At 64.7% G+C, this 20025-nt stretch carries 27 protein-coding genes; 9 read left to right on the top strand and 18 right to left on the bottom strand.

Annotated elements, in window-relative coordinates:
- Nucleotides 1-3: 3 nt before the first annotated feature.
- From ACERI1_RS02075 to ACERI1_RS02020, 12 genes are all read right to left on the bottom strand, one after another.
- Nucleotides 4-375, bottom strand: a complete 372-nt coding sequence (locus tag ACERI1_RS02075) for a DUF3209 family protein (RefSeq protein ID WP_138779034.1) — start codon at nt 373-375, stop codon at nt 4-6.
- A gap of 54 nt (nt 376-429) precedes the next feature.
- Nucleotides 430-1662, bottom strand: coding sequence for a CbiX/SirB N-terminal domain-containing protein (locus ACERI1_RS02070; RefSeq protein WP_373616368.1), 1233 nt, complete (start codon nt 1660-1662; stop codon nt 430-432).
- 15 nt (nt 1663-1677) lie between these two features.
- On the bottom strand, nt 1678-2376 hold the full coding sequence (locus tag ACERI1_RS02065; protein WP_373616367.1) for a cobalamin biosynthesis protein: 699 nt from the start codon (nt 2374-2376) through the stop codon (nt 1678-1680).
- Nucleotides 2373-2639, bottom strand: a complete 267-nt coding sequence (locus ACERI1_RS02060) for a ferredoxin (RefSeq protein ID WP_373616366.1) — start codon at nt 2637-2639, stop codon at nt 2373-2375. Before ACERI1_RS02060 ends, ACERI1_RS02065 begins: the two co-directional genes overlap by 4 nt.
- A 7-nt stretch (nt 2640-2646) precedes the next feature.
- The gene (gene cobJ / locus ACERI1_RS02055) at nt 2647-3675 is read right to left on the bottom strand and encodes a precorrin-3B C(17)-methyltransferase (RefSeq protein ID WP_373616365.1); all 1029 of its coding nucleotides are present in this window, start codon (nt 3673-3675) and stop codon (nt 2647-2649) included.
- Nucleotides 3676-3680: 5 nt separating this feature from the next.
- Nucleotides 3681-4553, bottom strand: a complete 873-nt coding sequence (locus ACERI1_RS02050) for a precorrin-3B C(17)-methyltransferase (RefSeq protein ID WP_373616364.1) — start codon at nt 4551-4553, stop codon at nt 3681-3683.
- Nucleotides 4550-5542, bottom strand: coding sequence for a cobalt-precorrin 5A hydrolase (gene cbiG / locus ACERI1_RS02045; RefSeq protein ID WP_373616363.1), 993 nt, complete (start codon nt 5540-5542; stop codon nt 4550-4552). Before cbiG ends, ACERI1_RS02050 begins: the two co-directional genes overlap by 4 nt.
- 3 nt (nt 5543-5545) lie before the next feature.
- A complete protein-coding gene (locus ACERI1_RS02040) occupies nt 5546-6451 on the bottom strand; it encodes a cobalt-precorrin-4/precorrin-4 C(11)-methyltransferase (RefSeq protein ID WP_373616362.1) in 906 nt (301 codons plus the stop codon).
- Nucleotides 6444-7184 carry a cobalt-factor II C(20)-methyltransferase gene (locus tag ACERI1_RS02035; protein WP_373616361.1) on the bottom strand — a complete coding sequence of 247 codons (741 nt, stop codon included), beginning with the start codon at nt 7182-7184 and terminating at the stop codon, nt 6444-6446. The genes ACERI1_RS02040 and ACERI1_RS02035 overlap by 8 nt, the downstream gene beginning before the upstream one ends.
- The gene (cbiT, locus tag ACERI1_RS02030) at nt 7181-7759 is read right to left on the bottom strand and encodes a precorrin-6Y C5,15-methyltransferase (decarboxylating) subunit CbiT (protein ID WP_373616360.1); all 579 of its coding nucleotides are present in this window, start codon (nt 7757-7759) and stop codon (nt 7181-7183) included. Before cbiT ends, ACERI1_RS02035 begins: the two co-directional genes overlap by 4 nt.
- Nucleotides 7760-7985: 226 nt before the next feature.
- The gene (locus ACERI1_RS02025) at nt 7986-8768 is read right to left on the bottom strand and encodes a beta-ketoacyl-ACP reductase (RefSeq protein WP_373616359.1); all 783 of its coding nucleotides are present in this window, start codon (nt 8766-8768) and stop codon (nt 7986-7988) included.
- 72 nt (nt 8769-8840) lie between these two features.
- Nucleotides 8841-10154, bottom strand: coding sequence for a cobyrinic acid a,c-diamide synthase (locus ACERI1_RS02020; protein ID WP_373616358.1), 1314 nt, complete (start codon nt 10152-10154; stop codon nt 8841-8843).
- A 221-nt stretch (nt 10155-10375) separates the two neighbouring features.
- Here ACERI1_RS02020 and ACERI1_RS02015 point away from each other — a divergent pair, with 221 nt between their 5' ends.
- The 3 genes from ACERI1_RS02015 (at nt 10376) to ACERI1_RS02005 (ending at nt 12461) form a co-directional block, all read left to right on the top strand.
- Nucleotides 10376-10936, top strand: a complete 561-nt coding sequence (locus ACERI1_RS02015) for a DUF1802 family protein (RefSeq protein ID WP_373616357.1) — start codon at nt 10376-10378, stop codon at nt 10934-10936.
- 59 nt (nt 10937-10995) lie between these two features.
- Nucleotides 10996-11163, top strand: a complete 168-nt coding sequence (locus ACERI1_RS02010; RefSeq protein ID WP_373616356.1) for a hypothetical protein — start codon at nt 10996-10998, stop codon at nt 11161-11163.
- Between the two features lie 74 nt (nt 11164-11237).
- Nucleotides 11238-12461 (top strand): iron-containing alcohol dehydrogenase family protein, encoded by a 1224-nt coding sequence (locus ACERI1_RS02005; RefSeq protein WP_373616355.1) that lies wholly within the window; start codon nt 11238-11240, stop codon nt 12459-12461.
- Nucleotides 12462-12790: 329 nt separating this feature from the next.
- Here the strand turns inward: ACERI1_RS02005 and queC are convergent, their stop codons facing one another.
- From queC to ACERI1_RS01985, 4 genes are all read right to left on the bottom strand, one after another.
- Entirely contained in the window at nt 12791-13534 is a 744-nt protein-coding gene (gene queC / locus ACERI1_RS02000; RefSeq protein ID WP_373616354.1) for a 7-cyano-7-deazaguanine synthase QueC, read from the bottom strand.
- 22 nt (nt 13535-13556) lie between these two features.
- The gene (locus ACERI1_RS01995; protein ID WP_373616353.1) at nt 13557-14351 is read right to left on the bottom strand and encodes a 7-carboxy-7-deazaguanine synthase QueE; all 795 of its coding nucleotides are present in this window, start codon (nt 14349-14351) and stop codon (nt 13557-13559) included.
- 1 nt (nt 14352) lies between these two features.
- Nucleotides 14353-14832, bottom strand: coding sequence for a 6-pyruvoyl tetrahydropterin synthase family protein (locus ACERI1_RS01990; RefSeq protein ID WP_373616352.1), 480 nt, complete (start codon nt 14830-14832; stop codon nt 14353-14355).
- Between the two features lie 128 nt (nt 14833-14960).
- Nucleotides 14961-15317, bottom strand: a complete 357-nt coding sequence (locus tag ACERI1_RS01985; protein WP_373616351.1) for an ArsR/SmtB family transcription factor — start codon at nt 15315-15317, stop codon at nt 14961-14963.
- A 138-nt stretch (nt 15318-15455) separates the two neighbouring features.
- Between ACERI1_RS01985 and ACERI1_RS01980 the strand changes: the two genes are divergently transcribed.
- On the top strand, nt 15456-16139 hold the full coding sequence (locus tag ACERI1_RS01980; protein WP_373616350.1) for a competence/damage-inducible protein A: 684 nt from the start codon (nt 15456-15458) through the stop codon (nt 16137-16139).
- A 10-nt stretch (nt 16140-16149) separates the two neighbouring features.
- Here ACERI1_RS01980 and ACERI1_RS01975 read toward each other — a convergent pair whose 3' ends face one another.
- Nucleotides 16150-16278: a hypothetical protein gene (locus ACERI1_RS01975; protein WP_373616349.1), complete on the bottom strand. Its 129-nt coding sequence runs from the start codon at nt 16276-16278 to the stop codon at nt 16150-16152.
- A complete protein-coding gene (locus tag ACERI1_RS01970; protein ID WP_373616348.1) occupies nt 16275-16397 on the bottom strand; it encodes a hypothetical protein in 123 nt (40 codons plus the stop codon). Before ACERI1_RS01970 ends, ACERI1_RS01975 begins: the two co-directional genes overlap by 4 nt.
- A gap of 35 nt (nt 16398-16432) precedes the next feature.
- On the opposite strand from ACERI1_RS01970, the gene ACERI1_RS01965 reads away from it, so the two are divergent.
- From ACERI1_RS01965 to ACERI1_RS01945, 5 genes are all read left to right on the top strand, one after another.
- Entirely contained in the window at nt 16433-17644 is a 1212-nt protein-coding gene (locus tag ACERI1_RS01965) for an ATP-NAD kinase family protein (RefSeq protein ID WP_373616347.1), read from the top strand.
- Between the two features lie 156 nt (nt 17645-17800).
- Nucleotides 17801-18832: a PhoU domain-containing protein gene (locus ACERI1_RS01960; RefSeq protein WP_373616346.1), complete on the top strand. Its 1032-nt coding sequence runs from the start codon at nt 17801-17803 to the stop codon at nt 18830-18832.
- Nucleotides 18833-18952: 120 nt separating this feature from the next.
- On the top strand, nt 18953-19132 hold the full coding sequence (locus ACERI1_RS01955) for a hypothetical protein (RefSeq protein ID WP_008009772.1): 180 nt from the start codon (nt 18953-18955) through the stop codon (nt 19130-19132).
- A gap of 108 nt (nt 19133-19240) precedes the next feature.
- The gene (locus ACERI1_RS01950; protein WP_008009774.1) at nt 19241-19465 is read left to right on the top strand and encodes a hypothetical protein; all 225 of its coding nucleotides are present in this window, start codon (nt 19241-19243) and stop codon (nt 19463-19465) included.
- A gap of 107 nt (nt 19466-19572) precedes the next feature.
- Nucleotides 19573-20007, top strand: coding sequence for an SRPBCC family protein (locus ACERI1_RS01945; protein ID WP_373616345.1), 435 nt, complete (start codon nt 19573-19575; stop codon nt 20005-20007).
- Nucleotides 20008-20025: the final 18 nt, after the last annotated feature.

The raw sequence follows: 20025 nt of genomic DNA, 5'->3' as shown, positions 1-20025 counted from the left end.
CGTTCACTCCTCGACCGGGAACGTCTCGTGGAGGGTGTCGTGGGCATCGCCGAGCCCCTCGACGATGCTCTCGCCCTGCGTGGCCAGCCGCCCGACCGCTCGCTCGGCGTCACGAACCGCCAGCAGTCGCCCTCGCGTGTAATCGTATTCCGGGTCGGCGCTGTCCATCGTGGCGACCTCCTCCTCTAAGTCGACCAGCGCCGCGTCGAGGTGGCGCTGCAGTTCGGTGAGGCTGTCGGCCTCCACGAGGCCCTGAATCGGGCCCTCGAGGTGGCCTTCGAGTTCTTTCTCCGCGTGCTCGCGGGCGCTGTCGTCCCCGACGCCGAGGACGTTCATCAGTCCGAGTCGTAGTGCTTCGATTTCGTGGCAGCTCATGGTTGAATAGTAGTGTTGGAATCGTGTATCGTCTCGTTAGTCGGTGCAGCTTTGCTACAGCGTCTGATCGACGAGGTCGCTGACGATGCGATCCCGGTCGAGGTGGTCGGCGACGATCCGTTCGGCGTCGCCGGATTCGACGCCGCCGTACCAGATCCCGTCGGGGTAGACCGCGACCATCGGCCCGTCGCCACACCGTCCCAAACAAGACGAGCGCGTGATCCGGGCGTCGCAATGTTCGGAGTCGCGTACCTCCTGACGGAGGCGCTCGAGGACTGCCGGCGAGCCCATCTTCGCGCAGGTCTGGTTGGTACAGACCGCGACGTGTTTCTCGGGTGCGTCGTGACTGTGAGGTTCGTCGTCGATATCCTCGCGGTCGGCGTGGGCCTCCTGGTGGGCCAGCGCACGCAACATGGCGCGTGCGCCGCCGACGTCTTCCTCGTAGCCCTCGAGGTCGACCTTGTACTTGCACGTATCACAGGACATCTCGACGCTGCCCGACCGCGCCTCCTGCCAACGGTCGGCGAAGACATCGAGCAGCCGCGAGTCCGTCCCGAGCGGGTCGCCGGCCAGCGCGTCGACGTAGGGGTAGTCCTCGTCGAACTCCGCAGTCCAGTCGCGGACCCGCTGGGTCAGGACGCCGTCGCCGAGCATATAGGGGAGCACGACGACCGCGTCGGGCCGGTGTTTCGAGAGCCCGTGGAGGGTGTCCTCGAGCGTCGGCTCGGTCACGCCGATGAACGTCGCCTCGGCGCGGTCGAAGTCCCGGCCCTCGAACAGCAAGCGGGCCAGCTTGTGGACGTCGCCGTTCGCGTCCGGATCGCTCGAGCCGCGGCCACAGACGACGACGGCGACATCGTCCTCAGCGCGATCGACGCCCAGTTGCGCTTCGACTTCGGCGGCGCGATCGTCCAGCAGATCCAGGATGGCGGGATGGACTCCCAGATGGGCGCCGTTGTCGATCGCGATGTCGTGTTCGGCGCGGGCCTGCTCGATCGCCAGCGGTACGTCGTTTTTGACGTGGCTCGCAGCAAAGAGCGAGCAGTGGACGACGGTCACCCGATCGGCGACGGGTGCAAGTCCCGCGAAGGCCTCTTCGATCGACGGCTCCGCGAGTTCGAGGAACGCGGCGTCGACCGGGATTCCCAGTCGTGACTCGAGTCCGGCGGCCAGTTCGCGGACCTGTTCGTTCGACTTCTCGCGTCTGGAGCCGTGGCCGATCAGGAGGACGGCTTCGTCGTCGAAGCCAGCCACCGACGCGGGCGTGGATTCGTCAGGTGTACTCATCGATCGTCGATCGTGTTACGTCTCGTCGCCGTCGTACGCCGACGCTTGCTCGAGACTGCGCTCGAGTTTGCGGCGGCGACTCGGCGCGAACAGGCCGGTTTCCTCGCAGTTCTCGTAGAGCCAGGTGCCGAACTCGGGGACAGCGTCGTCGTCGACACCGAACCAGTAGCCACCCGACGAAGTCGCCGAGAGATCTCCCGTGGGGGCGTCGATCGGACAGTCGGCGATCAGCTCCTGGGTTACCTCGAGCAGTTCGCGGTCGTCGTGGACGAAGGAAATGCCCACGGTGCCACTCGAGGACTTGAAACAGATCGTGCCACAGCCCTCGAGCAGGCCGCGGAGCAGCTCCCGTTCGTGGCTCGTAAAGGCCCCGAAGCGGTAGTTGCCCCGCCCGTCGACGGGGAGCGAGAGGGCGCTGGTGCGACCCAACAGCCCTCCAACATCTTCCTCGCCGATCGACAGCGTGTACTCGTCTTCCGTGCGCGTGATCGAGGTGTCGTGGGCGTACTCGCGGGTCGTCGTCTCGTGTGCGACGTTCCCGCCCGCAATCGCGGCCAGCACTTGGGCGGACTCCTCGTCGTTGGTGACGACCTCGATACCGTCGTCCGAGACATCGCCACTCCCAGCAACGTGGCCCCAGAAGTACGCCGTCGCGGCGTGTCCCGCGAGTGGGTCCGAGGGGACCACGATCTCGAGCGCGTCGCCGTCGCTCATTCGCCCACCTCCTCGACGATGATCGCGTCCGTGGGGCAGGCCGCGGCGGCCTGCTGGGCCTCGTCAATGCGGTCGTCGTCGAACGTCGCGACGACGCGTTCCTCGTTGTCCGTGACCTCGCCCTCACAGTCATAGACCGGATCCGCGTCCGGGTCGACCGTCGCGAGGCCGTCCGCGCCTTCGATAAAGCGCGGATCGCGGGTCAGACAGGCGAAGATGCCGTCGCAGGCGTCTTTCTCGATGGTAACTTCGTATCGTGGCATAGTGTGCTCAGTAGTCGTACTTCGTCTCGTAGCCACGCGGTGTGACCATCCGGTCGTCCCAGACGTAGGTGTCCTCGGTGCCGACGACGATCGTCGTCGTCATGTCGATAATCTCGCTTTCACCGAGGTCCTCGAGTTCGCCGAGTTCGGTGATCATCACCTGTTCGTCATCGCGGCCCGCGCCGTGAACGATACCGACCGGTGTGTCGGGGTCGCGGTGGGTCAGCAGGATCTCACAGGCCTTCTCGAAGTTCTCGCGGCGCTTGCGGCTCCACGGGTTGTAGATCGTGATCGTGAAGTTCTCGCTGGCCACCGAGTGCAGCCGCGACTCGATCTCCGGCATCGGGACAAGGTGGTCCGACAGCGAGACCGAGACGGTGTCGTTCACCAGCGGTGCGCCGAGGCGGGCCGCACAGGACTGGGCCGCCGGCACACCGGGCACGACTTCGAAGTCGACCATCGAGGCCGTCGCGCCCTTCGACTCGAGGATCTCGAGTGCCAGGCCCGCGAGCGCGTAGACGTTGGGGTCGCCGCTGCCGACGATCGCCACGTCGTTGCCCGCAAGCGCGCGGTCGATCGACTCTTCGGTCCGGGAGACTTCGCCGCACATCGGCGTGTCGTAGATGTCGTCGGCCTGCTCGGTGATCTCGTCGGGAATCAGCTCGATGTAGGTCGTGTAGCCAACGATGTGGTCAGCCTCAAGCAGCGCGTTCTTCGCGCGCTCGGTCATCCCCTCCGGGTGGCCGGGGCCGAGACCGACGGCGATCAGCTGGCCGGGCTCGGCGTCGAAGTCGTCGATCGTCGCGCCGACTTCCTGCTCATTCGACTCGTCGTCGGAACTGGAAGCGCCGCACTTGCTCGAGGACGAGGAGGAACTCGAGGAGCCGCCGCATTTCGAACTGCTCGAGTCGTCGGTGTTGCTGCTCGAGCCACCGCATTTCGAACTCGAGGACTCGGTGCTCGACTCGCTGCTACTCGATGCGCCACACTTGGAAGTCGATTCGTCGTCAGCGTCTGCGTCAGTGTCCGTACTCATGGGTATTAGAAATCGTCGACGTCACGCCCGCCGCGCGGGGTGACGAGGTACGTTCGATCGTCGTTGCGCCAGGTCTCGGTCTCGTGGTTGCCGATGATCAGCGAGGTTCCCATCCCGGAGACCTTGTCGTCGTGGTCGGTAGCCTCGCCGAGCGTCGTGATGAAGTGGCTCTCGCCGTTGCGGCCGGCGTCTTCGCGGCCGGCGTCGTTGACGATCGCCACGTAGGCGTCGTCGGTCCGCTCCTCGCGGACAATCTCGACGGCCTCCTCGTAGTTGCGCCAGCAGTTGTAGAGGACGATCACGAAGTCGCTGATCGCGGCCGCCCGCAGTTTCTCCTCGATCTCGTCCCAGCCGCGCCACTTGTCCGACAGCGAGATCGTACAGAAGTCGTTACACAGCGGCGCGCCGACATTCGCAGAGCCCCCGAGCGCTGCGGTGAGGCCGGGGACGATCTCGATCGGTACGTCCGTCGCGTCGTCTTCCTCGGCCATCTTGAAGATGAGGTCGGACTTGCCGTAGACCGACGGGTCGCCGCCGGAGACGTGGGCCACGTCCTTTCCCTCCCGGACGTGGTCGAACGCCGCGCGAGCGAGTTCGATCTGGCGGCCCATCGTCGAGCGGACGATCTCCTGTTCGAAGCCGTCCTCGCGGGTCGCGACGCCGTCGTCGTCGACAGCGTCCTCCGGTGGCAGCGTCCCGTCGTCGCGCAGAAACTCCTGATAGAGGCTCGAGGCGATGACCACGTCCGCCGATTCGATGACCTCCTTGGCCCGCATTGTCATGTGCTCGGGAAGACCGGGGCCGATGCCGACGACGTAGAGGGTGCCGTGGTCGTCAGGGGTGCCGTCGCCAGTTGTGGAGTCAGCGTCGGAACTCATCGGCCGATCGCCACCGTGACCTCGTTTTCGTAGCCGATCTTCTCGAGGACGAGGTCCTGTTGGGCACCGCCGGCGATCGCGGAGGCCTCCGAGACGCCCGGCCAGCCGATCAGCTCCTTCGATTTCGAGGGCGTCGGCCCCTCGTGGGCGAGCAGCGTTTCCTTGTCGAAGGCGACCACACCGAGATCGAGTTCCTGAGCGGCTTCGAGCAGCCCCTCCTCGTCTTCTTTCCGGGTCGCGGTCCCGACAAACTCGACGTCGTCGAAGTCGTAGTCGGTCTGTGCGAGCGCCTCTTCCCACGCGGCGAGGAACGACTCCTTGCTCGCGCCGGAGACGCTGCCGGTGCCGATGACGCACCCCTCGTCTTTGTTGCGCTTGAGGACGGTGACGTCGTCACCGACGAGGACGGCCTTCGGGCCCTCGAGTCGAGCCACGGGGCCGAGGTTGTCGTCGAGGACGGCGAGGTTCGTCTTGACCGTCGAGTCGCCGTTGACGACGTGGGCGTCCATCGCCTTCGCCTTCGACTCGACGCCCTGCTTGCCTGCGGCCTCGCTTGCGGTGGTCATGGCCGGGACGGCACCCATCGTCGCGAGATCCTGTGCGACCTGATTCGCGCCGTGGTGGCCACCCGTGATCGGGATGGCCCACGTCAGTTCCTCGTCGACGACACAGATCGCGGGATCCTCCCACTTGTCGTCTAACAGGTGGGCCGTCTTGCGCATCGCGATGCCCGACGCCATCAGGCCGATGAAGCAGTCGTACTCGCCCCAGTGCTCCTCGAAGACATCGCCGTGGTATTCGATGATGTCGATCGTCTCGTAGCGATCGCCGATCTCGGCTTTGATCTCCTCAGCGGTGTCCATCTTCCGACCGAAGGAAATGATCGCGATCTCCTCGGCGACTTCGCCGTCCGAATCCGGCGTCGAACAGTGGCCGCCCGAATCCGATCCAGCATCGTCGGTCGCGTCGTCAGCGTTGTCCGTACTCATAGGTTAGTCGTCTCCTGCCTGTGTTTCCGATTCGCTCGCGTCGCTCGAGTCAGCGCCCCGATTCGCCCAGTCACCGTAGAGAAACGAGCGCTCGTAGCCCGCACCGGTCACCGCGTCGCCGATGACGACCAGCGCCGAGGCGCGATAGCCGGCGTCCTCGACCTTGTCCGCAATCGTCCCGATATCGCCGATGATGACGTCCTCGTCGGGCCACGACGCGTGATAGATCACCGCGACCGGCGTTTCTGGGTCGTGGTCGTCTTCGAGCAGCCGGTCCATCGTATCGCGAACCGCGTGGGTCCCCAGGTAGATGCAGGTCGTCACGTCGCCCATCTCCACGAACTCGGAGATGTGGTCTTCCTCCTCGGTCAAGGTCTTGCCCTGCGGGCGAGTGAACGCGACGTGATTCGAAACCTCGTTGAGCGTCAGTTGGGTTCGCAGCGTCGCGCTGGCCGCGAAGGCCGACGTGACGCCCGGCACGAAGTAGGTCGGGACGCCCTCGTGTTCTAACGCGTCCATCTGCTCGAGTGCGGCCCCGTAGATCGCGGGATCGCCGCTGTGGAGCCGGACGACGTTGTCGCCGTCCTCGTAGGCGTCCCGCATGAGCGGGATCAGTTCCTCGAGGTCTTTCCCCACGGAATTCACCAGTTCGGCGTGGGCGCAGTACTCGTCGAGGAGTTCGCTGTTGACCAGCGAGCCCGCGTGGACGACGAGGTCGGCCTCCTCAAGCAGTTCCTTGCCCGCGACGGTCAGCAGTCGCGGGTTGCCGGGGCCGGCCCCGACGAAGGGAACGCCCTCCTGGTCGTCACCGGCGCTGTGTTCGAAGATCCGGTCGTCCAGTTCCTCGCGGCGGCGGTCGCTCTGTGAGTCGATCGCGTCCTGTGGGTCGTTGGGTGTCTCGTCAGTCATCGGTTTCCTCCACGGCTGCCGCAGAACGACCGCCGGCATCCTTCGTCTCGGTCTCGAAGGCGGCCGTCGCCTGTTCGACCTCGAGGTCTTCTTTCTCGGCGTAAGCGAGCGTGTAGTAGTCGCGCTCGTCGATCGTCTCGGGATCGTCGGTGATGATCGTCTCGCCCTGTTCCATGAACAGCCGGCGACCGTAGGTCACGTCGTAGCCGCCCTCGACGAGCCCCTCGTGGGTCGCGGGCGCGTCGGTGACCTTGAACAAGATCATCCGGTCCGGTCCCGTTGGGCTCGCACCGGCGGCGGCCTCTCGCAGCGAGAGGCCCGCGCCGGCTTCGATCTCGACGCCCATCGCGGTCGCGAACGCGGTGACGGCACTGACGCCGGGGACGATCTCGAGGTCCACATCGGGATGGAACGCATCGATCGTCCGGCGCAGGTGACCGAAGGTCGAGTAGACGTTCGGATCGCCGAGCGTCACGAACGCGACGTCGCCGTCGCGTGCGTTCGGGGCGATCTCCGCTGCGGCCTCCTTCCACGCCCGGCGCAGCTTTTCCTCGTCTTTCGTCATCGGGAAGTCCAGGTCCCCGATCTTCGACTCGTCGACGTGGTTCAGGGCGACCGTCCGCGAGAGTCGGCCCGGCGAGTAGACCACGTCGGTCGACTCGAGGACCTCTTTCCCGCGAACCGTGACGAGGTCGGCCTCGCCGGGGCCGAGCCCGACGCCGTACAGCGTCATTGGCTCACCTCGCCGTCCGTCTCGTCCGGGGTCGCGCTCCCGACCAGCATGTAGACCGGGTTATCCGAGTCGAAACTCGTCGCGCCGGCGAGTTCGTAGCCGTGGCTCACCTGGAACTGGACGACTTCCTCGAGCAGGTCGCGCTCGCGGAAAGCCTCGGTTGCTCTGCCGGCGACCTCGAGCCGCGAGACGTTCATGACCACGCGGTCGACTGCGGTGTTGACGGCGTGGTCGAGCACTGCTTCGAAGTTCCGGCTCCCGCCCAGAAAGAGCGCGTCGGCGTCGTCGGGCAGTCCCTCGGGCGCTTCCGCATTGCGTAGTTCGATGTCCGCTCGAATCACATCCTCGTTGGCGGCGATGTTCTGCTCCGTCGTCTCGAGGCGTTCGGGTTTGCGCTCGATGGCGGTCACCCGCCCGGCTCGTTGTGCGGCTTCGATCGTGATGGCTCCGGTACAGGAGCCGACCTCCGCGAAGTGGTCGTCGGGCTCGAGCGCGAGCTTCGAGCCGACGACGGCGCGGACCTCCGGCTTGGTCGGTCCGGCCTTCGCGTCGTGTGGAAGCGCGATGGGTGGCATCATCCGTGGGAAGTGAGTCCGACACTAAAACAATTTTGTTTGTGGTAGAACAACTGCGATTGCCCAGGTGTGGTTGGAGTAGCACAACTTTCGTTGTCAAACCTAATACGACAGTCTGTCTCACGAGAACACCTAGTCGAGACACCGTTGTTGCGAGCACGAGACGAACGCGGAAAACGAGACTCGAGTCGCGGGCACTGACTCGATCGAACGCGATCGCCGCGGGCTACCACTCCATGCCGCCGTTGATGCCGAGCACCTGCCCGGTCATGTACTGGGCCTGATCGCCGGCGAGGAAGCGAACCATGCCGACGACGTCCTCGGGTTCGGCGAACCGGTCCAGTGGGATATCCTCGAGGATCTTTTGCCGGACCCGTTCGGGAACCTTCTCGAGCATATCCGTCTCCGTGAAACCGGGTGCAACGCAGTTGGCCGTCGAGTCGTGCGCGGCGAGTTCCAGTGCGAGCGTCCGCGTAAACGCAAAGAGTCCGCCTTTCGAGGTTGCATAGTTGGCCTGCCCGTAGTTGCCCTGCTGGCCGACGACGCTCGAGATATTGATCAGCCGACCGTTATCGGAGGTTTTGATGTCCTCGTAGAACCCCTTCGTGCAGTTGAACGTCCCATTGAGGTTGACGTCGATGACCGTCCGCCAGTCCTCGTAGGTCATGTTCTCGAACGTCCGATCGACGGTGATCCCCGCGTTGTTGACGAGGACGTCGATCTCGCCGAGTTCCTCGTGGACTTCGTCGGCCATTCGCTCGACCTGTTCGGGATCGGAAACGTCGGCCTGGACGGGGACCGCCGTCTCGCCGTTTTCCTCGATCGTCTCGGTCACCTCGCGGGCCAGCTCGTCCGAGGAGCGATAGTTGACCGCCACGTCGGCACCGCAGCGGGCGAGTTCGAACGCGATCTCGCGGCCGATCCCGCGCGAGGAGCCGGTGACGAGACAGGTACGATCGGTCAGCGGCTTGCGCGCGAGGGGCTCGAGTCGCTGGACTGTTTCAGCCATGGTGTGTGGTACGTGGCCGCACGTGTTAACTATTTAACCGTGTTTCAAAATTCGTGAACACCTGTGCGAGCGTTACCGTATCTCGAGGCGCTCGAGGAAGCGATCGAACGCGCCGCTCTCGGGATGAACGTGGACGTACGTGCCAAGCGAGTCGTACTCGATCAGGCCGTCGTGATCGCCGTCGATGCCGTCACCACGAACCGTCTCGAACGCGAACCGGGCGTCGTCGTCGACGTCGGCACTCGAGTAGTGGAACTCGTGGCCCCGGATCGTCTCGCCGGCGCGAGCCGTCAGCGTTCCCGCCGTGGCCTCGAGTTCGACGTGATCGAGCGCCTGATACCGGTCGCACATGGTCACGTCCGCAGGCAGGATCCCTGCCATCGCGCTCGTCTCGCCCTCTGCCGTCGTCAGCGACTGGCACATGGCCATCAGGCCGCCACACTCGCCGAGCACTGGCAGCCCCTCGGTAGCGCGTTCGCCAAGGTCGGCTAGCGTGCCAGCTGACTCGAGGTCGGCAGCGTGGAGTTCGGGATAGCCACCGGGCAAGTAGACCGCGTCACACTCCGGCACGGGATCGCCCGCGACCGGCGAGAAGGTGACCAGATCGGCCCGCTCGCGGAGCCGCTCGATCGTGGCCGGATACCGGAAACAGAAGGCAGCGTCGCTGGCGACGGCGATCGTGGCGTCGACCGGCGCTGCCGTCTCGGATTCCCCCGTCTCGGGCGCGGGTGGCTCGCTCGCGACGACCGCCAGCCGGTCAGCTCGCAGCGATTCTGCAGCGTCCGCAAGCGCCTCGCGCGGCAGCGCGGCCTCGTCGCCCATCTCGAGCCCGAGATGCCGGTCGGGGATCTCGAGGTCGCCCGAGGGCGGAATCCGGCCAAAGTACTCGAGGGAGTCTGGCAAGGCATCGCGAATCCCCTGCTCGTGGCGACCGCCGTGGGCGCGCTGGGCGACGACGCCGGCTACCTCGACATCACGACCGGTCGCGTCGGCGTACTCGCGAAAGCCCAGCGCGGTCGCCGCGACGCTCTCCATCCCCGCTTTGGCGTCGACCACGAGGACGACAGGGAGGTCGAGCGCCTCGGCAACCATGGCGGTGCTCGAGCCGTCGCCGTCGTACAGCCCCATGACGCCTTCGACGACGCAGATGTCACCTGCGCCGCGCTGATAATTTCGGCGGAGGCCGTCTTTCCCCTCGAGCCACAGGTCGAGCGTGCGGGAGGGCCGTCCCGCGATCGCCTCGTGGTGGCTCGGATCGATGAAATCCGGACCCGCCTTGGCCGGTTGGACCGCGTGGCCGGCGTCCTCGAGCGCCTGGATGATCGACAGCGTCGCGACCGTCTTCCCGACGCCGGAACTGACGCCGCCGAGGACGAACCCCTTCATCGGCACCACACCGAGACGACGGTGGCCGTCCCTGCAGTCGTAGTCCGTGTCCGCGCGAGCGCGGTCGTTCCCACTATCATCATTGTACTTGCGTTAGTACAAGTCGACTTGAACCCGTCGGTGCGTCCGACGGTTCTCGAGAGAGGAGGTCGGGACGAGCTCGTCGACAGTCAGTGCCAATCGGCAGGATACTTGTCCCTCGTTTGTATCGGTCAGGATGAATGAGCTCTATCGAATCAACGACGGACCCGATGCCCGCGCTGAAAGAGCGCGCCGGCGTCGTCAACGCCTTGATCGACGGTGCACAGACCGTCCTCGTGCGCCACCCGACGCTCGATCCCGGCGAGATCGACGAACCGTTCGTCCTTTACCCGGCCTACAGCCACCAGAAGCCGGCCCGCTATCAGGCCAGCTACGAGGACTATTACCATCGAGCGAGCACCAAACCCGACGCCGGCGTGCCGATCCGCGCGATCGCCGACGTCCGCGAGGAGTACACCGTCTCGAGCGACGACCTCGAGGCGCTGGCCCGCCACTACGTCTACACGCCGGACGGCCTGCGCGACAAGTACGATCCGGACGACGACCTTCGAGTGCTGTTGCTCCGCGTGTCAGCACTCGAATCACCGCGGCTGATCGAGGAACGCGGCAGCTACCGGGGCTGTCGGGCCTGGATCGATCTGGCCGAGGCGGTCGAGATCGACCCCGAAGCAGTCACGCCCGTCCTCGACGACGCGACCTTCGCCGAACGCAAGGCAGCGGTTCGCGACGCGCTCGAGTGATCGACACCACCGACGAGTTTAACCGCTCGAGTCGGTTACGACCGCTCCCTCGACTCACCATGAACGACACGACCGACACCGACACCGCCGAGCACCTTCGTGCGGCGCTTCGCCACCTCGAGGCGGCCCGCCAAGATGGAGAGCTCCGGAAGACGAACGCCGTCGCGCTCGAGAACGTGTCGAATACCGTGTCGACGGTGCTTCGCGAATACGAAGACGACGGGTAGCGGCTGCCGTTTTGACAGGCGAGCGCATCGCCGCTGCTCGCGACTTTAACATCGATCGGCGCGTACGAGCGTACATGACAGCCGACGCGACCGACCGCGACTCCGCGTTCCGATTCGACTACGATCCCGCGACGATACGCTTCGGCGCGGGCTGTGTCGACGACCTCGCGACCGAACTCGAGCGACAGGGGCTCGAGCGCGCGCTGCTCGTCTGTGGCTCGACCGTCGGCAGCACACCGGCGGTGATCGAGCCGGTCAGGGCGGGCCTGGGGGATCGATTGGCGGACGTCTTCGACGAGACGACGCCGAAAAAGCGGCTGGCGACGGCGCTCGAGGGTCGCGAGCGGCTGCGGGAGGTCGACGCCGACGCGATCGTCAGCCTCGGCGGCGGCAGCAGCCTCGACGTCGCGAAAGCCGTCAGTACCCTCGCGGCGAGCGATCGAGCGACCGACGACGTCGCCGCCGCGTTCGCCGAAACAGGGACGATCACCGTCCCCGACGACGGATTGGTACCGATCCTCGCCGTACCGACGACGCTGGCCGGTGCCGACCTCTCGACGGGCGCCGGCATCACCGCCGCGCCCGCAACGCTGCCGGTCGACGAGGAGGTCGGCGGTGGCGTCGGCGATCCGGGATTGATGCCAGCAGCCGCGTTCTACGATCCTGAACTGGTCGCGACCACACCCGACGCGGTGCTCGCGGGGTCGGCGATGAACGGCTTCGACAAAGGGATCGAGACGCTCTACGCGAATAACGCGACGCCGGTGACCGACGCGACTGCCCGCCACGGGCTCGAGAAACTCGTCGACGGGCTCGCAGCGTTCGGCGACGGAAATCGCGATCTCGACACGTTCGAGACGATCCTCGAGGGTCTCATCCTCGTCCAGTACGGCATCTCGCGACCCGGCGAGACGACGCTCTCGATCGTCCATGCGTTCGGCCACGGGCTGACGCGAACGGACGACGTCCAGCAGGGGGCCGCCCATGCCGTCGTCGTCTCCCACGTCCTCGACTATCTGTTCGAGCAGGTGGGCGTCGACGCTCGCGTGGGGATGCTCGCGGATGCACTCGGCGTCGGCAACGCCGCGGATCAGGCCGCTGCAGTCGTCGCGGCGGTCACCGAGGTCCGGGACACACTCGGGCTCCCGACACGGCTACGCGACGTCGACGGTCCCGAGCCCGACGCGTTCACTGCCGTCGCGGAGGCGATCCTGGCGGACAGCTTCATGACGAATGCGCCGCCCGGACTCGATCCGACCGTCGCGGAAATCGAACGCGTGCTCGAGGCGGCGTGGTGATCCCGGTACGGAATATGAATGCGTGGGATTGCCAAGCATAGATCTTATCGCAGCGGAGCGCGGAGTCACCCCTGTCACTGGGCGATAGCAAGTCCGGTGATTGATAGACCGTCTCGTGTGTCAAGCACCGATGATACAGGCCACGCGTCCTCGAGGAACGGAGAGAGAAAAGCACGAACGAGGATCTGAGCACCGTTTCGCGTGGCCGTTTGGGGGCACTCGGTACCGGACGCGGTACCGATTTTCACGACGCGATCGCTATAGTAACAACTGAAACGATTTACACACCGATCGCACAGCCGTCTGTTCGATCGGGTGTGCATTGACGTTCAGTGGCTACTATAGTCGTCGACGTACGATGGCCGCTCGGCGTACTCGATCGGGTCACGAACGCCGATCCGCTGGAACGCCTGCAGTCGGAACGCACACGCATCGCAGGTGCCACAGGCGGGTTCGTTCTCCCGATAGCAACTCCACGTGTGTTCGTACGGAACCTCGAGTTCGACGCCGCGTGCGGCGATGTCGGTCTTCGAGTGCTCGACGAACGGCACTTCGATCGCGATCTCGGTCTCGGGTTTCGTGCCGACGTCGACCACCTGCTCGAAGGCCTCGAAGAACGCGGGTCGGCAGTCAGGGTATCCTGAGAAGTCCTCGCTATGAGCACCCATAAACACCGCGTCGCAGTCGTTGGCCTCCGCGTAGGAGACCGCCATCGCGAGCAGATTCGCGTTCCGGAAGGGAACGTACGACGAGGGAATCTCGTCGCTCTCTATGTCGGCGTCTTCGACGGCCAGCTCGTCGTCGGTGAGACTCGAGGCCCCGATCGCCGCGAGGTGGCCGGTCTCGATCCGCAGGAAGTCGGCCGCGTCGAGCTCGTCGGCCAGTCGACGGGCACACTCGAGTTCGCGATCCTCAGTGCGCTGGCCGTAGGACGTGTGCAACGCGTAAATCTCGTAGCCACGCTCGCGGGCCTCGTAAGCGACGGTAGCGCTGTCCATCCCGCCGGAGAGGAGGACGACGGCGCGGTCAGTGGTCGATTCGTCGGTCGCGGAGTCGCTGGGAGTGTCAGTCATCGTGAGGTCGAATAGCGGGTAATTACGTTTCGGGCGCGTCGTTCCAGAGGTCGACGTGGAGCCGCGGCGTGTACCGGAAGCCATGCTCCATCGCCAGGTCGGCGACCCGGCTGCGCGTGTCGGCGAGTCGCTCGCGGGTCGCTCCCTCGGGCATCAGGAGCACGTCGTCGTCTCGGATCGGAACCTCGGCGGTCGCTCGCAGGTCCGCGAGCAACTCGAGAATCTCCGGCATGTCGTCGGCGTCGGTCACGACGAATTTGAGCTGAAAGTCGTAGTCTGCGACGAGTCGGGCGAGCGTATCGAGGTCGATCCGGTCGGCTTCGTGGCGCTCGGCCCACTCGCCCTCGCCCTGTGGATCGCGTTCGGGCGTCGGTGTACTGCTCTGGAGTTTTGGGCTGATCGAGGCGAGGTCGATCGGCGCGTCCCGGTAGATCGTCCCGTTGGTCTCGACGGTGGTGTGGTAGTCTCGGTCGTCGAGGGCCTCGAGCAAGGCAACGCTGTCGTCGTGAAGCAGGGGTTCGCCGCCGGTGAGAACGACGTGGTCGGCGTCGTAGGACTCGATCTCGGCGAGGATCTCCTCGAGGCTCATCCAGGCGTGGGTCGGCTCCCAGGAGGTGTGATAGGAGTCACAGAACCAACACCGGAGGTTACAGCCGCTCGTGCGGACGAACACCGACGGGACGCCGGCGAGGGTGCCCTCGCCCTGGAGCGAGTAGAACAACTCGTTGATCGGCAGGCCATCGGACGACCCGTCGGTTCCGCGCTCGGCATCGGTCGCAGCGCCGGGGGCACGATCGGCGGAGTCGGAAACCGGCATCTCAGAGCGTGCTCCCCCCGCAGAGTTCACTCGTCTCATTGACCTGTACCGCGACATCGGTCACTGTCTCGGGCAAGGCCGCCGCGAGTTTCCGCTCTAAGACGACGCTCATCACCTCGGCTGTCGGCGGATGCTCGAGGACGATGACTGCGTCGTCGTCGCCAGCCGCCTCGAAGGCCTCGATGAGGGGATCGCCGGCCTCGAGCAGGAACATATGATCCCACTCGTCGATTATGTCGGTAATATCTCCTTTGTCGGCGATCCATCCCTCCTCGGTCAGCCGTCCCGCGACGGTGACGGAGATTTCGTAGTTGTGACCATGCGGTCGCGAACACTTGCCGTCGTGGTGTCGAATCCGGTGCCCGGTACTGATTCTAATCGGTCGGTCGCGACCGACGTGGAGAGTGCGACGGTGCCCGACGACATCGGTGTCCGCCGTGGCGTCCAGTCCGGATTCGGAGATCTCGGCAGGATTGGTCATACTTCGGTATTCTTTCGAGAATACTTAAGGATGGCCGCTTTGGACTGGTCGGTTCCCGGACGTGTCCGTCGCGTGCAGACCCGCAGAGAAGCGTTGCTCGCGTAGCCACTGACCGGTTGTCGGCAGTATTAGCCCTTGAGCTGGTCTTGAAGCCTGTTTTTCGCCTCGGTGCGTCGTTTGCGCGAAAATTCGGGCGTCTCGTCCGAGAAATCGATCTCGATTTCGTCTACCGTTCGACGGTAGATGTTCGTTCGTCTTCCCTCATCAGAAAGTCGTCGTCCCTCACAGGTCAACAGTCCCGCATTGACGAGTTCCTCGATTCGACGATAACAGGTCGCGATCGGAATCTCGATATCGTCGCTGAGCGTTTGTGCTGATTTCGGTGTGCCTGCTGCACAGAGTATGTCTACGCTGTATTTACTCCCCAGTGCGGAGAGCACTGCAGCCGAATCCCCCTCGGTTTGTTGTATTTGGCTCCGAGACATACTCCTCTCGTTACTAATTATCAAGATTGAATCTTGTGGTTACTACCACTTTGTCGAAAATCATTCTCAGATTACAGGATTGCGAACGAGATGGCGGCAGGCGAGACACATTTGAACGGTGGGTGCAAACGAGCCAGTATGAACGTCGCGGTCGTAACGGTCGGAGACGAGCTACTTGCCGGACGGACGACGGATACGAACGCTACGTGGCTTTGCGAACAACTCGACGACCGCGGCGTCGGCGTCGAGCGTGTCACGACTGTGCCAGATCGGGTCGGCGACATCGCTCGCGTCGTCAACGAGTATCGCGCCGAGTACGACGCCGTCATCGTCACGGGCGGACTCGGCCCGACTCACGACGATCTCACGATGAACGGCGTCGCAGCCGCACTCGGACGCGATCTCGAGGAACACGACGAGGCCATCGCCTGGCTCGAGGCGGACGGCTACAGCCGCGACGACCTCGTGGCGGGGACCGCCGAACTGCCCGTCGGTGCGCGGGCGCTTCACAACGACGTGGGTGTTGCCCCCGGTGCCGCACTCGAGGGTATCTACGTCCTTCCCGGTGTGCCTGCCGAGATGAAGACGATGTTCGAGACGATCGCCAGTGAGTTCGTGGGGACGCCGACCCACCGCGAGACGGTCGTCGCCGACGAACCCGAAAGCGCGCTCCTCGATCGCATCGCCGAACTACGGGACCGCTTCGATGTCTCCGTCGGGAGCTATCCGGGAGACTCGGTTCGGGTCGAACTCAAAGGGACTGACGAAACGACCGTCGCCGACGCAGCCGCATGGCTCCGTAAACGGGTCGAATCACCGTAACGTGGTGCCGTCAGCGGTAGAGATAGAGCATCCAGGCAACGACGACGAGCAGGCCCAACACGAGTGCGCCCCAGCCGACGATATTCATCGGGAGCTCCGTTTCCGTCGCGAGAACAGCGGCATCGGTCAGTGTGGTCATGGTTGGCGCTCGGTCCGCATCCCTCTTAATCCTTCAGAAATCGTGCTCGTCGCCCCGTCCGTCGCGTCGCCGTATGCGTGCTGGGCCGTGACGACGACGATATCGTCGGTCGGCGACACGATACCGCTTTCCGGCTGGCGTGCGACGCTCGGATATGGAATCCATCGGCGTCGTCGTCAACCCGATCGCCGGGATGGGCGGTCGGGTCGGGCTAAAGGGGACCGACGGAAAACTCGAGGAGGCGCGCCGTCGCGGTGCCGAGCCGCGAGCGCCGGATCGGGCACGCGAGGCGTTGCGCTCGCTCCATCGGCGCGCACCTGACCTCACCGTCTACACCGCCGCCGGCGTGATGGGCGAACGGGCGGCCCGGGACGCTGGCTACGAGCCGACGGTCGTCTACGATCCGGCAACAGTCTGTGAGGACGACGCTGCCGATCCGGCACGGCCCGGCGACCCTGCGGACGCCGAAACGACGGCAGCCGACACCCGGCGGGCCGTCCGCGCGCTCCTCGAGCACGATGTCGAACTGATCCTGTTCGTCGGCGGCGACGGCACCGCAGTCGATGTCGCAACCGTGCTCGAGGACGCAGACGCCACCGACGGACTCTCGACCGAGTCTCGAGACACCGGGATACCGATGCTTGGCGTCCCAGCGGGGGTCAAGATTTACTCGTCGGTCTTCGGTGTGACGCCGGCTGATGCCGGTCGCATCGCCGCCGAGTTCGACCGCGTCGAAGCTCGCGAAGTCAACGACATCGACGAGGATGCCTATCGCGAGGGGGAGGTCCGGACGGAACTGCGGGCGATCGTGCCGGTGCCCGTCGCGCCGGACCTGCAATCGAGCAAGCAGGTTTCGAGCGGGAGCGTCGACTCACTGGCGACGGGGTTCGCTCGAGAGGTCGAACCCGGTCGGACCTACGTCTTCGGACCCGGCAGCACCGTCGGGGCGATCGAAGCGGAACTCGGCATCGATCCCTCGCCGCTTGGTGTCGACGTCTGGCGGGCCGACTCCGATACCGAATCGGACGGCACTGACTCCGGACGCGGCTCCGACGGGCGCGAGGGAACGGTACTCGCCCGTGATGCCGCGGAGGCAGATCTCCTCGATGTCATCACGGAGCCAGTGACGATCGTCGTCTCACCGATCGGCGGGCAGGGCTTTCTCTTCGGTCGCGGGAACCACCAGATCTCACCGCCGGTGATCCGGCAGGCAGACGATATCGCCGTCGTCGCCGCGGACGAGAAACTCGACGGGATCGACTCGCTGCACGTAGACACCGACGACGAGGACCTCGACGACCACCTCCGGGGCTGGCAGCAGGTACGAACCGGGCGGTTCACCACGCGAATGCTGCCCGTTACCTGACGCCGGAGCGCCGAGTACTGGACGTTACGACGGAGGACGGGTCGAATAATTTAAGGGAGTCTCCGTAACAGCCATCAGTCACAACCATATAACGATCGCACTCGAGATAATGACCATATAGTCAAGATTAAGGTCGGGTCACCCCTACGGTGTGCTATGGAAACGCGGAAAGTGCAACGACTCGGCCCGTCGACACTCGCAATGACCCTTCCCGCGGAGTGGGCGTCCGAACACGACGTCGAGAAGGGTGACGAGGTGTCGTTGCGGACCAGCGGCAAGGGTACTCTGACCGTGATGCCCGAGTCTGCGAGCACGGAGGAGACGGAAGCGATCATCCACACCGACGAGCTAGACGCCGCCGCCGTCGAGCGTGCGATCGTCGCTCAGTACGTCCTCGGACGGCGGATCATCCGCATCGAGCGTGAAGACGGCGCGCTCGAGTCGGATCACATCAATGCAGTCTATCAGGCCGAAACGCAGCTTATGGGGCTTGGCGTCATCGAGGAAACCCCCGAGAGCATCTCGATTCGCTGTTCGGTCGATCCCGAAGACTTCACGCTCGACAATCTGCTCGAGCGCTTAGAGCGAACGGGGCAGACGATGCGCGGCGAGTCGATCAAGGCGCTGGCTCACGGCAACCCCGATCTTGCCCAGCGCGCCCTGAACCGGGAACGACAGGCGAACAAGATCTTCGTGCTCCTGTTGCGCCTGATCTTTACGGCCTACCAGAACCCGAACCTCGCGCGGGCGGTTGGCTTAAACAGCGGCTTCCCGCTGATCGGCTACCGCTCGATCGCGAAGAACCTCGAGCTGACGGCAGACAACGCCGAAGATATCGGCGACATCGTCATGGAAACCGAGGGCCACACGCTAAACGTCGACAGTTCGGTGATGCGTGAGATCCGCGAGCTCAACGAGATGGTCGACGAAATCACGTCGCTGGCCGTCGAAGCAGCTGTCGAACGCGATTACAACAAATCCAACGAGGTCCGGACGCTGTTCCACGATATCGCCAGCCGAGAACAGGAAATCCTCGACGAACTCCCCGAGATGCAAAACAGGGATCTGCTTCGCGTCCGGGAAGTGCTCGTCAGCCTCCAGCAAACCGCCCAGTACGCGATGCGAAACGCCGAGATTGCGGCGAACCTCGCGCTCAACGAGGAATCCGAACACACCACGATCAAGTAATCGGTTCGGCAGGTGAGCGTCCAACGACCAGTCGACGCCGTGTGGCGTCATCGGTGAGAGCGGCCCCGGAACCGCTCAGCAATGAGTGAAGTTAAGAGACCCCACACACAACGCCCGAGCATGGCTACGCAAACCGAGACGGACAAGGGTATCGGACTGGGGCTCGCACTGGGCGCACTCGCAGTGATCGGCGCACTGGTCATGCTCGTTGGTGCACCGGACGTGACGGCTGCCTGGGGATTCGCTGGGGCCGTTCTCTTTAGCTCGCTGGCGGTCGTCGGCATCCACCTCTCCTCCTAACGACTCGAGAGGGCCCGCTGCCGGGTCGAACGGCGCTCAGCGCTGGCTCCATGCCGTTCCCGCCGTTAAGAGTTAAGACCGACGAACACCTAGTAACGTGTACGGACGATGAACGACTACTCCGACGAAGAGCGGCGAATCATCTCGTACCTCCGCGAGAGCGCCGCCCGCGGCGAGCAATACTTCCGAGCCAAAAACATCGCGGACGCGATTGGACTCTCGTCGAAGCAAGTAGGCGCTCGGCTGCCACATCTCGCGGAGAAAACCGACGACGTCGACATCGAGAAGTGGGGACGTGCTCGGTCGACGACCTGGCGAGTCACCATTAGCTGAGCATCTCGACACTGTTCACGGACCATCCCCGATGTCGGCTGTCACCATCGGTAGTCGGTCACCCGCCGGTCCACGGATTTTTATCCGTCTACCCCACACGTACGGGCATGACTGTCCGTGTCGATCGGTCGTTCGACGTCGCGGCGTCGCCCGAACGCGTCTGGGAGTTCATCGCCGATCCGGCGAACAGAGCGCGAGCCATCAGCGTCGTCGAAACGTACACAGTCGAGGATCAGGAGGGACGACGCGTCACCTGGCAGGTGTCGCTGCCAATCCCACTCATTCGTAAAACTGTCAGGGTCGACACCGAAGACGTCACGCGACGACCGCCGGAGTACGTCAAGTTCGTCGGCAAATCGAAAGTGATGCGCGTCACTGGCGAACACACGATCGTTGAAACCGATGCCGGGTCCCGGCTCGAGAATCACTTCGTCGTCGACGGCAAACTCCCCGGCGTCGAGAAGTTCTTCAAGCGCAACCTCGATTCGGAACTCGAGAACCTCCGGCGCGCACTCGAGCGGGACCTCCAGACGACACAGTAACGATGATTGGAACGACAC

It is taken from the genome of Natrinema sp. HArc-T2 (assembly GCF_041821085.1).
Classification (GTDB): Archaea; Halobacteriota; Halobacteria; order Halobacteriales; family Natrialbaceae; genus Natrinema.
This window is presented reverse-complemented; position numbering and strand designations above follow the sequence as displayed.

What these genes read in the sequence shown, in the direction of transcription:
- ACERI1_RS01965 (WP_373616347.1), top strand. Translation starts at nt 16,433, where the DNA reads ATGGAATCCATCGGCGTCGTCGTCAACCCGATCGCCGGGATGGGCGGT.
- ACERI1_RS02005 (WP_373616355.1), top strand. Translation starts at nt 11,238, where the DNA reads ATGACAGCCGACGCGACCGACCGCGACTCCGCGTTCCGATTCGACTAC.
- ACERI1_RS01990 (WP_373616352.1), bottom strand. Translation starts at nt 14,832, where the DNA reads ATGACCAATCCTGCCGAGATCTCCGAATCCGGACTGGACGCCACGGCG.
- ACERI1_RS02070 (WP_373616368.1), bottom strand. Translation starts at nt 1,662, where the DNA reads ATGAGTACACCTGACGAATCCACGCCCGCGTCGGTGGCTGGCTTCGAC.
- ACERI1_RS01955 (WP_008009772.1), top strand. Translation starts at nt 18,953, where the DNA reads ATGGCTACGCAAACCGAGACGGACAAGGGTATCGGACTGGGGCTCGCA.
- ACERI1_RS02050 (WP_373616364.1), bottom strand. Translation starts at nt 4,553, where the DNA reads ATGAGTTCCGACGCTGACTCCACAACTGGCGACGGCACCCCTGACGAC.
- ACERI1_RS02020 (WP_373616358.1), bottom strand. Translation starts at nt 10,154, where the DNA reads ATGAAGGGGTTCGTCCTCGGCGGCGTCAGTTCCGGCGTCGGGAAGACG.
- ACERI1_RS02015 (WP_373616357.1), top strand. Translation starts at nt 10,376, where the DNA reads ATGAGCTCTATCGAATCAACGACGGACCCGATGCCCGCGCTGAAAGAG.
- ACERI1_RS02060 (WP_373616366.1), bottom strand. Translation starts at nt 2,639, where the DNA reads ATGCCACGATACGAAGTTACCATCGAGAAAGACGCCTGCGACGGCATC.
- queC (WP_373616354.1), bottom strand. Translation starts at nt 13,534, where the DNA reads ATGACTGACACTCCCAGCGACTCCGCGACCGACGAATCGACCACTGAC.
- ACERI1_RS01950 (WP_008009774.1), top strand. Translation starts at nt 19,241, where the DNA reads ATGAACGACTACTCCGACGAAGAGCGGCGAATCATCTCGTACCTCCGC.
- cobJ (WP_373616365.1), bottom strand. Translation starts at nt 3,675, where the DNA reads ATGAGTACGGACACTGACGCAGACGCTGACGACGAATCGACTTCCAAG.
- ACERI1_RS01980 (WP_373616350.1), top strand. Translation starts at nt 15,456, where the DNA reads ATGAACGTCGCGGTCGTAACGGTCGGAGACGAGCTACTTGCCGGACGG.
- ACERI1_RS01975 (WP_373616349.1), bottom strand. Translation starts at nt 16,278, where the DNA reads ATGACCACACTGACCGATGCCGCTGTTCTCGCGACGGAAACGGAGCTC.
- ACERI1_RS01985 (WP_373616351.1), bottom strand. Translation starts at nt 15,317, where the DNA reads ATGTCTCGGAGCCAAATACAACAAACCGAGGGGGATTCGGCTGCAGTG.
- ACERI1_RS02025 (WP_373616359.1), bottom strand. Translation starts at nt 8,768, where the DNA reads ATGGCTGAAACAGTCCAGCGACTCGAGCCCCTCGCGCGCAAGCCGCTG.
- ACERI1_RS01945 (WP_373616345.1), top strand. Translation starts at nt 19,573, where the DNA reads ATGACTGTCCGTGTCGATCGGTCGTTCGACGTCGCGGCGTCGCCCGAA.
- ACERI1_RS02035 (WP_373616361.1), bottom strand. Translation starts at nt 7,184, where the DNA reads ATGACGCTGTACGGCGTCGGGCTCGGCCCCGGCGAGGCCGACCTCGTC.
- cbiG (WP_373616363.1), bottom strand. Translation starts at nt 5,542, where the DNA reads ATGAGTACGGACAACGCTGACGACGCGACCGACGATGCTGGATCGGAT.
- cbiT (WP_373616360.1), bottom strand. Translation starts at nt 7,759, where the DNA reads ATGCCACCCATCGCGCTTCCACACGACGCGAAGGCCGGACCGACCAAG.
- ACERI1_RS02010 (WP_373616356.1), top strand. Translation starts at nt 10,996, where the DNA reads ATGAACGACACGACCGACACCGACACCGCCGAGCACCTTCGTGCGGCG.
- ACERI1_RS01995 (WP_373616353.1), bottom strand. Translation starts at nt 14,351, where the DNA reads ATGCCGGTTTCCGACTCCGCCGATCGTGCCCCCGGCGCTGCGACCGAT.
- ACERI1_RS02065 (WP_373616367.1), bottom strand. Translation starts at nt 2,376, where the DNA reads ATGAGCGACGGCGACGCGCTCGAGATCGTGGTCCCCTCGGACCCACTC.
- ACERI1_RS02040 (WP_373616362.1), bottom strand. Translation starts at nt 6,451, where the DNA reads ATGACTGACGAGACACCCAACGACCCACAGGACGCGATCGACTCACAG.
- ACERI1_RS02075 (WP_138779034.1), bottom strand. Translation starts at nt 375, where the DNA reads ATGAGCTGCCACGAAATCGAAGCACTACGACTCGGACTGATGAACGTC.
- ACERI1_RS01960 (WP_373616346.1), top strand. Translation starts at nt 17,801, where the DNA reads ATGGAAACGCGGAAAGTGCAACGACTCGGCCCGTCGACACTCGCAATG.